General features: G+C 41.3%; 11 protein-coding genes. 5 read left to right on the top strand and 6 right to left on the bottom strand.

Annotated features, from left to right (window positions below; all coding sequences use genetic code 11):
- The 5 genes from H5158_RS21375 to H5158_RS21360 all read right to left on the bottom strand — a co-directional run.
- Positions 1-397, bottom strand: a 397-nt coding sequence (locus H5158_RS21375; RefSeq protein WP_182719529.1) for a DUF2931 domain-containing protein, incomplete at its 3' end; no start/stop codon positions are given.
- Positions 382-867, bottom strand: coding sequence for a hypothetical protein (locus tag H5158_RS23505; protein ID WP_259399476.1), 486 nt, complete (start codon positions 865-867; stop codon positions 382-384). The genes H5158_RS21375 and H5158_RS23505, both read right to left, overlap by 16 nt.
- 177 nt (positions 868-1,044) lie before the next feature.
- On the bottom strand, positions 1,045-2,088 hold the full coding sequence (locus tag H5158_RS23500; RefSeq protein ID WP_259399475.1) for a DUF2235 domain-containing protein: 1,044 nt from the start codon (positions 2,086-2,088) through the stop codon (positions 1,045-1,047).
- Positions 2,089-2,091: 3 nt separating this feature from the next.
- Positions 2,092-2,748, bottom strand: a complete 657-nt coding sequence (locus H5158_RS21365) for a peptidoglycan-binding protein (RefSeq protein WP_182740849.1) — start codon at positions 2,746-2,748, stop codon at positions 2,092-2,094.
- A gap of 297 nt (positions 2,749-3,045) precedes the next feature.
- The gene (locus H5158_RS21360) at positions 3,046-3,645 is read right to left on the bottom strand and encodes a TIGR04211 family SH3 domain-containing protein (RefSeq protein ID WP_149981356.1); all 600 of its coding nucleotides are present in this window, start codon (positions 3,643-3,645) and stop codon (positions 3,046-3,048) included.
- Positions 3,646-3,859: 214 nt separating this feature from the next.
- On the opposite strand from H5158_RS21360, the gene H5158_RS21355 reads away from it, so the two are divergent.
- The 4 genes from H5158_RS21355 (at position 3,860) to H5158_RS21340 (ending at position 8,702) form a co-directional block, all read left to right on the top strand.
- Positions 3,860-5,380, top strand: a complete 1,521-nt coding sequence (locus H5158_RS21355) for a CYTH and CHAD domain-containing protein (RefSeq protein ID WP_182740848.1) — start codon at positions 3,860-3,862, stop codon at positions 5,378-5,380.
- Positions 5,381-5,411: 31 nt separating this feature from the next.
- Positions 5,412-6,083 (top strand): START domain-containing protein, encoded by a 672-nt coding sequence (locus H5158_RS21350; RefSeq protein ID WP_259399474.1) that lies wholly within the window; start codon positions 5,412-5,414, stop codon positions 6,081-6,083.
- Positions 6,084-6,249: 166 nt separating this feature from the next.
- A complete protein-coding gene (locus H5158_RS21345) occupies positions 6,250-8,238 on the top strand; it encodes an LTA synthase family protein (RefSeq protein ID WP_182740847.1) in 1,989 nt (662 codons plus the stop codon).
- Between the two features lie 56 nt (positions 8,239-8,294).
- The gene (locus H5158_RS21340; RefSeq protein ID WP_179959168.1) at positions 8,295-8,702 is read left to right on the top strand and encodes a diacylglycerol kinase; all 408 of its coding nucleotides are present in this window, start codon (positions 8,295-8,297) and stop codon (positions 8,700-8,702) included.
- 574 nt (positions 8,703-9,276) lie between these two features.
- On the opposite strand, the gene metK is transcribed toward H5158_RS21340, so the two are convergent.
- Positions 9,277-10,428: a methionine adenosyltransferase gene (metK, locus tag H5158_RS21335; RefSeq protein WP_149981353.1), complete on the bottom strand. Its 1,152-nt coding sequence runs from the start codon at positions 10,426-10,428 to the stop codon at positions 9,277-9,279.
- Positions 10,429-10,702: 274 nt separating this feature from the next.
- Between metK and tkt the strand changes: the two genes are divergently transcribed.
- Positions 10,703-12,694 (top strand): transketolase, encoded by a 1,992-nt coding sequence (gene tkt / locus H5158_RS21330; protein ID WP_182719522.1) that lies wholly within the window; start codon positions 10,703-10,705, stop codon positions 12,692-12,694.
- Positions 12,695-12,919: the final 225 nt, after the last annotated feature.

Below are 12,919 nucleotides of genomic sequence, written 5' to 3'. Positions count from 1 at the left end.
CAACAATTAAATAAGGCCTGATATTTTCTTCTACTTCTCCTGTGCTTATCCATGCATAAGCAGGTAAATTTTTAGCTAATTTATAACCATTTTTATTTATTGCCAGTTCACCGTAGTAAATTCTGTTCTCTGACTTATCTAACCACTCAACCGCTACTTTTTCTGGGAATTTTTGATCGTAAACACCAACCATAGCTCCCGCTGTGGCTCGACAACAAGACATAGTTCCTGCGGGTACATCCCACTTGTCATCAAACTTAATTAAAGTCACAAATATATTATTGCCTTCATCTGTTGAACCCGATACAACCATATAGTCGATTTCACCTGTTGTTGCACAGCCGTCTAGTAATACAGCAAACAAGCTAGTAAGAAGTAACTTTAAGATTTTGTCCATAATCTATATCCATTTATTAATTGTAATTGCCATTGCTCACTCTTTTCAGCTTGTTCTGGCTGATTGTAAAAAAGCTCACGTTGTTGGTTTTTAGTGGTGAATTCAGCGTCTTCTTCAGGGCCATGAGCAATCGCATCAATCGTTGCTGAATATTTAACACTGTGGTGGATGTAATCTTTATATAAAGCCTGCCAGGCATCACTTTGTGGGCCAAAGCTACGGGCGCTATCAACCAGTGCTTTAAGCTCGTTAGGTAAAATATAAGGTATAGCTTGGCCGTCAGCTTGTTTGCGGTTAGCAAGTTCCGTTAAGCTTTGTAGTGGCACGCCTTGGTTAACCGCCGTTTCATGCATTAGCGCTAGGCTATAATGGGGTAAGGTATTATTTAAATTGCGCCGCCAATACGGTTTATAGCCGGTATAAACCGTATACTCTGATTCATTACGAATTCGCTTTGGCTTTCTGTTCATCCTTGGCCTACTTGCTTTAAACTCAATATTAATTGTTGGCCAATAATATTTTTGCTCAAGTGACTTTTTAAGCTGCGCTAATTCTTTATCGTGCTCTGGCTCTCCGGCTTGCCCAGCAATATATTGCCACGGGTATAATATGGTTGTTTCTACGGGGCCATAACCGCCGCCAATATCTCAGTGCACACCCGGTAATTCAATCTCTTGCTGGTTTTTAAGGAGCTGCTTATTACGGGTACGTAATGAGCTGAGTGGAAATTTATCACGCTTTTCATCAAATGCCGCCAAATGCATTACAAACCCCGCACTACTACTTGCTAGATGTAAGTTAACGGGGTAATCAAGTTCATTATTGGCATAAAACTCACTGTGGTTGTTGTCACCATCACCACCAATAGAGGCAACACTGTCAAATAAGCCAACAAAGCGGATAACGGGCTTAATACCGCCCCAATAGTGTGGATTATTTTTATAAATCGCATTCACTTGATTAACAAATGCCCGCGCTTGCGCTGCGCCACGGCTAAAACCAAATACGTCCAGAAATCCAATGCTCATCTTTGAGTATTCTTTGAAAAATTGAACTGTTGTGACTAGAGTCTCTCTAATTCGCTCATCAAAACTAAACGCCAAACCCATATCTAAGGTTGAATCGCTTTCATTTGCTTTAGTGCCAATACCTTCAACATAATAGCGTGATTGATATTTTTGAAAGGGATATAACTCAAACAACTTAACCACATTAGTCGGTTCATTCGCGTCGGTTGAATCTTGTATGTCGTTAAGGCGGTTATTCCCCGTGCCATCAAAAAATACACCAAAGCTAGGGGGCTCTGCGAGCAAGGTTATTTCAATATGACCTTTTGGTAATATTTTATGTTCAAGTAATTGCGGCCCGCCTTTTTCACCAATATTGAATGACCGAACCTTTAACAGGTCGAAATAATCTGCAAAGCTTTGTTCGTTAATAAGGGTTAACTCTGCCTCGCCCGCTATAATTACTTTTAAAGTATAAAGCGCTTGTTGTGACAGGTTTTTAAAGTGGTATTGTTGATTGCCCTGTTGCTCCAAGTTAACCGTACTACCTTGGCTAAACAACTGCGCTTTTATAGCTACATCACCAACCACTTTAACTATAATATTTTTTTGTAACGCACCAACATTTGTTTTTATAACCAGTGTGTTAACTTTATTGACTGCCATGGGCATTGCTTGGCTCATAACTTAGGCTCCATAAACATAAACAAGACGGCTTTTAGTAACCGGCCCTGCAATGCCGTCTACCTGTAGTTGTTGCGCTTGTTGAAATTCCCTCACACCCGCTTTGGTTTTTGCACCATTAATGCCATCAACCTTGCCGCAATTAAACCCCAACATATTACAACGTCCCTGCACGCCAGAAAGCGTGTCGATTGGATCTAGATTGCCTATTTGTACCGCAAAGCTTTTAGTGGGTGTAGTTTCGCCTGCTTTTAAATATAAATCGACCGTGCCAGTAAGTGCGTCGTTATTATTAAGCTCTACTTCGATAAGCCCATCACTTTGCAGAACGGTATCGATTGCTTGGCTACCTATGTTGAGTACAATACGTTTGCCGGTAATGTCATCACCATCTTCATGAATTATTTGCAGGCGAAAATATTCTTTTTCGTTTTGTACAACAAACGTATTTAGACTGTTAGCGCGCAGCGGCATAAACTTTTCTTTTTTAGGTGGAATATTGATGATATCACCCGGAAAAATTAAATTAGGATCGGGCCGTAGTGCTTTAAACTCCACATTACTGGGATGGTTATATAATGCTGTTGAGGTTTTATAACCATATTGGCGTGCTATGCGTAGCAGTGTTTCGCCTTGTGCGACGGTGTGTTGTTGCGCCATCGTTAAATCCTTTTATACGTCTAAATTAGGTTCCCTCACTGCACCATTTAGGGACAAGTATTTTGTTACATTATACAAAGCTGAAATAATATTCTAGTAAATATTTAACGGGTAAAAATGAAATAGGTTAATATAGATGGGGAATAATGCTGAAAACATTGAACAAAACATAGTTTTATGTTGTTTGAAAAATATACATTATTATAGGGGGAGTTTCTTTGAGTATGAAAAGCCGATTATGCATCGGCTTTTATTTAGATAAACCTAAGTTATTACTGTTATACGGGGTATAAGGTTTTACGCCCAGCCGTCGTAACGTTTGCGGCGCGATAATACGATAGTCAAAATAATACCTAAAAATAAACCTATGAAGGCAATTGCTCCGCCATAAGTTAGTAGCTGACGTTTTTCTTTTGCACCGGCTTGTTGTTTTTCAGTGCGTTCAGCTTCTAAGGTACTTTTTAATTTAGCAATCTGCTCTGATAGAGCACTATTTTGGTCAGTTAAAGTTTGGCTTTGCTCTTGTAGCTGCGGTAATTCAATCTGTGCTTGACGAAGTTGCTCTTGCATTGATGCCATTTCAGCACTGAGTGTGCGGTATTGTTGGTGAATACCTGGAGTTTTAGAAACAAATTTAGCTTCTACCCAGCCTTCTCGTTCTTTATCATCAATAACTTTAACAAAGCCATTTTCTTCAGCAGATAGCTGGGTTAGCTTTGTACCAGCATCAACAGAGCCAATAATGCGATAATTTTTACTCGCGCCAGAGTGCATAAATGTATAAAGATTATCGACTATATAAGCGGTGTTTGCATCGCTAGCTGAATTGCTTTCTTCTGCGTGACTCATAAATGCGGCCGCTGCGAATAGCAAAGCTAATAAAGAATGTTTAAACATCAATCTACCCTGTTAATGTAACCGTCTGTGGGACAGCAATCGTATTATTCATAGTTAAGTATTGAGATAGTATGGATTTAGCGCGCTAATAGCAAGACTGATATTGTAATCATGGCTGCTGTTTGCTGATTCAAATAAGCTAAAAAATTTGCAATGTTGGGCAGCTTTGTTTATTTTGAGCTCTTATTTATTTTAAAGGTAATCCTCAAGCCTAATGGATACTGAGATAGAACTGAAGTTTTTGGTGTCAGACGCCGTAATCCCACTGATCCCCGCGTTAATTACTCAATTTGCAAAAACGGTTACTAATAAACCTTCGCGTAGTTTACAAAATGCTTATTTTGACACGCCAAGCCGTGAATTAAGAGCGCTCGATATCGGTTTTCGTACCCGCTGTGCTGATAATCAATGTGAGCAAACTATCAAGCTTGCTGGAGAAGTTATGGGCGGGTTGCATCAACGACCTGAATATAATTTACCGCTGGAAAGTAGCCGACCAAATATAACTGCATTTGATGCCAGTATTTGGCCGCATGGTATGCAAATAAGTGCAATTGCCGCTAATCTTTATCCTATTTTTAGTACTAACTTCATTCGTCGTACTTGGCTTATTGAAACCGACAGTGGCGCTAAAATTGAAGTAGTGTTAGATAAAGGTGAAGTATCTGCATCGGGTTTGATGGAGCCAATTTGTGAGCTTGAAATTGAACTGGTTGAAGGCAGCCGCGATGAATTATTTGCTTTAGCAGATAAGTTAGTGAGTCAAAGTAATATTCGATTAGGGCTATATTCTAAAGCAGCTCGTGGTTATCGCCTTGCGGATGAAAAACCACTTAAGCCAAGTAAATCAATTGGCTTTGTATCGTTACCTAAATATGCAACACAAGAGCAAGCACTTATAGCCGCAATTGGCTTTGGTATTCGTTTTGTACAAAAACATGAACAGTGTTATTTCGATAAACCGAGTTTAAAGACTCTGAAACGAGTGACCGATGGTATTAGTTTAATCCGTCATACGTTTTGGTTATTTGACGATATTGTTGATAAAAACACCACCGAGCTATTACGCACCGAGCTAAAATGGCTATTAAGTGAATTAGCATGGGTTGAAAACGCGATTCAACTAAAAACCTACACATCTAAGCGCCACGCATACTATAAAAAAATCAACAGTGCACCTGAGTTAACGCAAGTTATTAATGACTTAAAAGAGCTACAGCCAAGTATTGATGATATTAATCGGTTGTTTCATAGCGCTCGCTATAACCGCTTATTATTGTCTTTAACCACCTGGCTGGTGGATAAGCAATGGCGTAAAAGTTGGGGGCAAGTACAGTTTCAAGCAGCTGACAAACCAGTCGCTGAGATTGCTAATCGATTATTTGAAAAAGATTGGCAAGACCTTCATCAGTTACTGCCAGAACAAAAAACACTGACTGTTAAGGATTACTTGGATTTACGTATGCGTTTAGAAAACAGCTTACTCAGTGGTAACTGTTTAGGTTCGTTATTTGAAAAAGATGAACGCAGTGAGTTTCGTATTCCATGGTTAGATATTTCACACGGCATGTACGAGCTCAGCACGCTTGAGTATCTAAAGCAGCTATGTGCAGGACAAGATGATGAAGAGCTGGCAAAAATTCAAAGCTGGCTTGAAAGAAAGTCTGAATTCTTGGTCGACGCAATGGAACAAAGCCGCTTAGCTTCATATAAAATATCACCTTACTGGCAGTAATCGCGTTTAAGCCAGTACATAGGGAATACACATGGTACGGCGGGTATTATTACTAATGCTGCTCTTTAGTGCCGATGCGCTCAGTGATGTTCAGCATTGGCAACTCTGGAAACAGCATGATGGTGCAAGTGTGTACTACAAAAAACATGACAATGGTATTTTTGAAGTGCAGGCTGAGATCACTATTGAAGGTGTCACGGCCAATGACTTTATGACATTGCTAAGTGATACTAACAGCGCGCCGTTATGGATTGATAATGTTACCCATGTGAAAGTGTTGGAGCGATTAAGTCCCTCAGAAACTATTGTACATACCGAGTTTGACTCGCCGTGGCCACTCGCTGATCGCGATATGGTTAGTTACTCATGCTACCAACAACTGAACGGCACCCAGACTAAGTTAACGATTACAGCAAAAACAGGGGAGCTTGCAAAGCGCCAAGCTGTGATCCGTATCACTGATCTAAAAGCACATTGGTTATTAACTCAACATAGCAGTGAAGGGCAATCATTGTTAACTATAACATATGAAATATACGCTAATCCTGGTGGTGCAATTCCGCATTGGCTAAGCAATAAAGTGGGATTAGAAAGTGCAATGCATACCTTGCTTGCTCTTAAATTACGCCTAATCAATAAAACCTATCAAACCAATCAGCAAGTAAGCCAAGTTGGTAATTGTAGTCACATCAATAAACAATAGCGTGTTAATTCTAACAATTGGTATAATCTGGATAGCTAGTTAACTCCTTGTTACTACTTTGTTTAATTGAACTTTTATTACAAATAATTACAAAAAAAATATTGTTGCTGTAACTTAAATCGGTAATATTCCCGCGCTGGGAACATACTACTTTAAGGACCGTAAAGTGTTTGCATCATCAGTTGCAGGATCAAGCCGTTGGTTTTCATTTGTTAACGAAAGTTGGCGCATCGCTACATTATGGCTAGCGGGTGTTCTATTGTTTATGAGCTTTCGGGTTTTCTTTTTAGTCTACTTTCATGACCGGATCACCACACCAATTGATCTTAACGTTATTTTAAACACCTTAGAAACAGGGTTTGCTTTTGACTCAGCTGCCAGTGGTGTGTGTTTTAGCATTCCTTTTTTATTAAATTGTATTTTACAGCCGATGCGCTTAGGTCATTGGGTAAGAATGGTGCGTAACTTTACGGGTAAGCTTTTTTTTGTAGTCGCTATTTTACTCTGTATAACCAGTATTACGTATATTGCAGAGTACGGTAGCCAATTCAATTACTTTATGTTTGAAGGGTTGCACGATGATCAGCAAGCAATTGCTTTAACCGTGATTGAACAATATCGGCCATGGGGTAGTTTTCTGGGGTTATTAGCACTGTTGGTGGTTGCATTTAAGTTATGCGAGCGCGTTGATAAGCAGTCGAATAGCTTTTTACAGCGCATTTTTACTGACTGTAAATGGAAGCGTACGTTGTTAATTAGCATCATTGTGGTGTTATTTATCTGTGCTATTCGTGGTTCTTTTGAGTCTCGTCCGGCATCACGAAAGTGGTCTGCGGTAACGCCGGACCCATTTATTAATAATTTGGTGATCAATCCATTTCGCAGCTTTTTTTATGCCATTAAAGATTACAACGATCTACAAAGCCATGGCGTAAACGGTGAAAATCCATATTTAAGCCATAACTCAGGGCTTGATGCCTTACCTTTAAATGCGCTGAGTAAACATACGACAGCGCCTTTGTTAGCTGCACCGTCACAGGTATTTGTAATTGTTATGGAAAGTTATGATTCTTGGCCGTTACAACAAAAGTATGCTGCACTTAATTTAACTAATCAGTTAAAAAACCTAGCTAGTAAAGGTATTTACCTAGATAACGTTTTACCTGCAGCTAGCAGTACCATGAATTCGCTATCCAGTATTGTATCTGGGATCCCTTATGCAGGGGTTAATATGAGTTTGATTGGGCCACAAAACCCAAGTAGCAAGCTATCGTTATTTAATCAATTCGAGCAGTTAGGGTACACCAGCCAGTTTTTTTATGGTGGTTTATTATCGTGGCAAAATGTCGGTAAGTACGTTCTATCCCAAGGTGTTGATAAGGTCTATTCAGCTATCGATGCTGGTGGCAAAGGTAGCGCCGGTGTCTGGGGCATTGATGATGGTCAGCTATTTGATTTGGTAGCAGAAAAAACAACGAAAAAAAGTTTTAATGTGATTCTCTCTGGTAGTTATCATGGCCCGTTTAATCTCGATTTAGATAAATATAACTACCCTTATAAGTCGGTTGCAGATTATCCAGCTGAGATAAATAAATTAGCTGGGGAGTTATTAGATCCTTATGTATTAGGGCACTTATGGTATGCAGATAAAATGCTGGGTGGGTTTGTGGCTAAGATGGAGCAACGTTATCCAGATGCATTATTTGTCATTACCGGGGATCATTATAGTCGCCGTAACTTTCATCAGCGCCCAAATTTATATGAGTTAACTCATGTGCCGATAGTGATTTATGGCAAAGGTGTTAGTGCAGATTTAGTGCCTGCCCAACAAGTGGCAAGCCATATGGATATCGCTCCAACATTATTAGATTTAATTGCGCCAGCAAATACTCAGTTTTATAGCATGGGACAATCATTATTTAATGCAGCGCCAGATAGGAGGGTATTTGGTTTTCAAACAATACGTCACAATGAACAGCTCTGGCGTGGTGATTTATCGGCGCTTTATGAGTATTATAGGGTTAATGAGCGGGATAAAACTCAGCTTTTACCGGCAACACCATCGCAATTTGTTGAAATTGATGCACAGACAGAGCAAGCATATACCCAGTATATGGCGACAGCTTGGCAGTTATTAACTCAAGGCATGGATTAAGGTAATGGTTTTACCCATCACCCGATAAGCAACACTTACACGCTAAAGATCATAAAATGACTAAACCAGAAATTAACTTAGTAAACAAACCCAACGGCATAGGAATTGGGCGTATTTTAAAAGCAACTAAATGCTCAATTAAAGGTTTTAAAGCCGCATTTAAGGAAGAGTCGGCCTTTCGTAATGAGCTTGCGCTAGGGCTTGTATTATTGCCATTATCATTTTGGCTAGCGCAATCATTACAGCACTGGGTGATACTTATAATCAGCTTTTTGTTATTGTTGATTGTTGAGTTGCTAAATTCAGCAATTGAAGCATTAACAGATCGAGTCGGTGTTGAATATCATGTGTTATCAGGGCGAGCGAAAGATATCGCTTCAGCGGCTGTGACATTAGCACTGATAGTGTTATTTATTGTATGGGCTGTGGCTGGGTATGAAAAGGTAATTACATTGATAAGTTAGGAAGTTAGGCAAAACGTCACTGGCTTTGAGCAACGAGTTTCGAATACACCCAAGTCACTTTCTAGAACCGAGCTTTAATTGCGCGGGGTAAACCCGCGCCTACGTCTGGTAGCAGCGAGTTTATCTCGCGACAAACACTTATCCTTCGCGGTGGCAAGCCACTCGCCTACAAGTAATATCCACCGCGCTCCTGTAGGTCGCCATTTATGGCGACAAGCCTATTTACCTCCGAGGGTAGTAGGCGCTGTGCGCTACACCGAGAAGACAAAAGTAAAGTTAATTACTTACAGGTTTTTCCTCTATGAGCTCGGTGAACTCTGTGGTGAAATTATAAAAAAAATAGGTTTGCACCAAGAGTAGTGAATAAGGGGGGAAATACCACTGGCTTCGAACACGCCCTAACTCCTAGCCACTTCCTAGAAGCTAGTTTTAATTTTGCGGGGTAAACTCGCGCCTACGTCTGGCAGCAGCGAGTTTACCTCGCGACAATAACCTAGGCATTTACAACAACATAATCAGCAGGCATAAAAAAAGCGCCAATTGGCGCTTTTTTGTATTCACACAATGGCTAATATTAAAGACCAGCTGCTGCGCGAAGTGCGTCTGCTTTATCTGTGCGTTCCCAAGGGAATTCATCACGACCAAAATGCCCGTAAGCTGCAGTTGGTAGATAAATAGGGCGCTCAAGATCAAGCATTTTAATTAAGCCATATGGACGTAAGTCAAAGTGTTCACGAATCAATTCAATTAAACGTGATTCTTCAAGCTTGCTGGTACCAAATGTTTCAACACTGATTGACGTTGGCTCTGCAACACCGATTGCGTAAGAAACTTGTAGCTCACATTTGTCAGCAAGGCCCGCAGCAACGATGTTTTTAGCAACATAACGTGCAGCGTATGCAGCTGAACGGTCAACTTTTGATGGATCTTTACCTGAGAATGCACCGCCACCGTGACGAGCCATGCCGCCATAGGTATCAACGATAATTTTACGACCAGTAAGACCACAGTCACCCATTGGGCCACCGATTACAAAACGGCCAGTCGGGTTAATGAAAAACTTAGTTGCACTAGTGATAAGCTCAGCAGGCAGTACCGGCTTGATAATTGTTTCCATCACAGCTTCTACTAAATCTTTTTGTGAAATGTCTTCACTGTGTTGAGTAGAAAGTACCACAGCGTCAATACCTACTGGCTTGCCGTTTTCATATGCAAAAGTAACTTGTGATTTTGCATCAGGACGTAACCAGTTTAGCTCGCCGCTTTTACGTACTTGCGCTTGACGCTGTACTAAACGGTGTGAGTAAGTGATTGGTGCAGGCATTAATACTTCAGTTTCATTACATGCGTAACCAAACATTAGGCCTTGGTCGCCAGCGCCTTGTTCTTCTGGGCTAGTACGGTCAACACCTTGGTTGATGTCAGGAGACTGCTTACCAATCGTGTTTAAAATTGCACACGAGTCGGCATCAAAACCCATATCAGAATGAGTGTAGCCAATTTCACGTACAGTTTTACGTGTGATTTCTTCGATATCAACCCATGCGCTAGTAGTGATTTCACCACCAACCATAACCATACCAGTCTTTACGTAAGTTTCACACGCAACACGGGCATGAGAATCTTGTTCTAAGATGGCATCTAGTACCGCGTCAGAGATTTGGTCCGCGATTTTATCCGGATGACCTTCAGAAACAGATTCAGAAGTAAATAAATGTTTTGCCATTGTCTTTGCTCACAAATATTGCGCTTCACAAACGTCGGTAAGAGCGCTAAAAAATTTAGGGGCGTATTTTATCTAAAACAACGATAGTTGCATAGTGTTTTTACGCCTAGACGTCTAAATAAAATTACTAATAACTTTTTGTTCTTAAAAAAAATTCATAATGCCCAATTTAATCAGGTTTTTAATTGCATACAGCCCCTACAATAAGTAAGAATGGATCTTCAAATGAATACACACAATAACCAGCGCAAATACAGTAAAGGTAGGAGAATCCATGCCGTCTCGCAAAGAACTTGCAAATGCTATTCGCGTCTTATCAATGGACGCAGTACAAAAGGCCAAATCTGGCCACCCTGGAGCCCCTATGGGCATGGCTGATATCGCAGAAGTACTATGGCGCGATTATCTAAACCACAACCCAACAAATCCAGAGTGGGTAGATAGAGATCGATTTATACTTTCCAATGGCCACGGTTCAATGCTTATTTATTCTCTATTGCATTTAAGTGGTTATGATTTACCAATTGAGGAAATTAAAAACTTCCGTCAAATGCATTCAAAAACACCAGGACACCCAGAATATGGGTATGCGCCAGGTATTGAGACTACTACGGGCCCACTTGGTCAAGGGATCACTAACGCGGTAGGTATGGCGATTGCTGAAAAAGCATTAGCCGCGCAATTTAACCGCGAAGGTCACGATATTGTTGATCACCACACATATACTTTCTTAGGCGATGGTTGCTTAATGGAAGGTATTTCTCATGAAGCATGTTCACTTGCCGGCACATTAGGCCTAGGTAAGCTTGTTGCGTTTTGGGATGACAACGGTATTTCAATTGATGGTGAAGTTGAAGGTTGGTTTAGCGATGATACACCTGCACGCTTTAAAGCCTACGGTTGGCATGTAGTAAGTGACGTTGATGGCCATGACTCTGACGCTATCCGCGCAGCCATCGAAGAAGCACGCAGCATCACCGACAAGCCAACACTAATTTGTTGTAAAACAGTTATCGGTTATGGTTCACCAAATAAATCAGGTAGCCATGATTGTCACGGCGCACCACTAGGTGAAGACGAAATCAAAGCAGCACGCGAGTTCCTTGGTTGGACTGGTGAAGCATTTGAAATCCCAGCTGATATTTATGCACAATGGGATGGCAAAGAAAAGGGTAAACAACTTGAAGCTAACTGGGATGAAAAATTTGCCGCGTACGCCGCTGCACACCCAGAACTAGCCGCTGAATTTAAACGCCGTACTAGTAGTGAGTTGCCAGCAGATTGGGCTGAAAAATCACAAGCATATATTGAGCAACTAGACGCAAATCCAGCAAACCCAGCATCACGTAAGGCATCGCAAGACGCACTGAATGCATTTGGTCCATTACTGCCTGAATTTATGGGCGGATCAGCTGATTTAGCCGGTTCTAACCTGACTATTTGGAAAGGCTCTAAAGGCTTAACACGCGATGATGCCAGCGGTAACTACATCTATTACGGTGTACGTGAGTTTGGTATGTCGGCGATTATGAATGGTATTGCATTGCATAAAGGCTTTATTCCTTACGGCGCAACTTTCCTAATGTTTATGGAATATGCACGTAATGCTGTTCGTATGGCTGCACTTATGAAAGTGCCAAGCATTTTTGTATACACACACGATTCAATCGGTTTAGGTGAAGATGGTCCAACTCACCAACCAGTAGAGCAAATTGCTAGCATGCGTTTAACGCCAAACTTAGTTAACTGGCGCCCGTGTGACCAAGTTGAGTCTGCGATTGCATGGCAACAAGCGATTGAACGCCAAGATGGTCCAACATCACTTATCTTTACTCGCCAAGGCCTTGAGCAACAAACTCGCTCTGCGCAGCAATTAAGCGACGTGAAAAAAGGTGGTTATGTGCTGAGCTGTGATGGCGAGCCTGAGCTTATCTTAATCGCAACTGGTTCTGAGGTGCAATTAGCACAAGATTCAGCCGCGCAACTGCGTAAGCAAGGTAAAAAAGTACGTGTTGTCTCTATGCCATCGACCGATGTATTTGATGCACAAGACGCTGCTTATAAAGAAAGTGTACTACCAGCTGCAGTTTCACGCCGCGTAGCCGTAGAAGCAGGTATTGCTGACTACTGGTATAAATATGTAGGTTTAAACGGCGCTGTAGTAGGTATGACCACCTTTGGTGAGTCAGCCCCTGCAAATGAGCTGTTTGAGCACTTTGGCTTCACGGTAGAAAACATCGTAAACAAAGCTAACGAATTGTTTTAATTTTTACGATTGAAATTTAAAAGCCCGCACTGTGGTTACACAGCGCGGGCTTTTTGTGTTTGGCCGGTAGGTTGGGTAGAGCGCAGCGAAACCCAACGAAGGGAATTTGAGCCGTCAGCCGTCAGTCATAAGCTTTCAGCTGTCAGTTTTAGAATAGTTAAGCGTAAGCGACTTGACGCGCTAAAGCACGACCTACACTGTTAGCCCGAAGCCCGAAGCCCGAAG

The sequence above is a fragment of the Pseudoalteromonas sp. SR45-6 genome, assembly GCF_014163545.1.
Lineage (GTDB): Bacteria > Pseudomonadota > Gammaproteobacteria > Enterobacterales > Alteromonadaceae > Pseudoalteromonas > Pseudoalteromonas rhizosphaerae.
This window is presented reverse-complemented; position numbering and strand designations above follow the sequence as displayed.

What these genes read in the sequence shown, in the direction of transcription:
- H5158_RS23505 (WP_259399476.1), bottom strand. Translation starts at nt 867, where the DNA reads ATGAACAGAAAGCCAAAGCGAATTCGTAATGAATCAGAGTATACGGTT.
- H5158_RS23500 (WP_259399475.1), bottom strand. Translation starts at nt 2,088, where the DNA reads ATGAGCCAAGCAATGCCCATGGCAGTCAATAAAGTTAACACACTGGTT.
- H5158_RS21365 (WP_182740849.1), bottom strand. Translation starts at nt 2,748, where the DNA reads ATGGCGCAACAACACACCGTCGCACAAGGCGAAACACTGCTACGCATA.
- H5158_RS21360 (WP_149981356.1), bottom strand. Translation starts at nt 3,645, where the DNA reads ATGTTTAAACATTCTTTATTAGCTTTGCTATTCGCAGCGGCCGCATTT.
- H5158_RS21355 (WP_182740848.1), top strand. Translation starts at nt 3,860, where the DNA reads ATGGATACTGAGATAGAACTGAAGTTTTTGGTGTCAGACGCCGTAATC.
- H5158_RS21350 (WP_259399474.1), top strand. Translation starts at nt 5,412, where the DNA reads ATGGTACGGCGGGTATTATTACTAATGCTGCTCTTTAGTGCCGATGCG.
- H5158_RS21340 (WP_179959168.1), top strand. Translation starts at nt 8,295, where the DNA reads ATGACTAAACCAGAAATTAACTTAGTAAACAAACCCAACGGCATAGGA.
- metK (WP_149981353.1), bottom strand. Translation starts at nt 10,428, where the DNA reads ATGGCAAAACATTTATTTACTTCTGAATCTGTTTCTGAAGGTCATCCG.
- tkt (WP_182719522.1), top strand. Translation starts at nt 10,703, where the DNA reads ATGCCGTCTCGCAAAGAACTTGCAAATGCTATTCGCGTCTTATCAATG.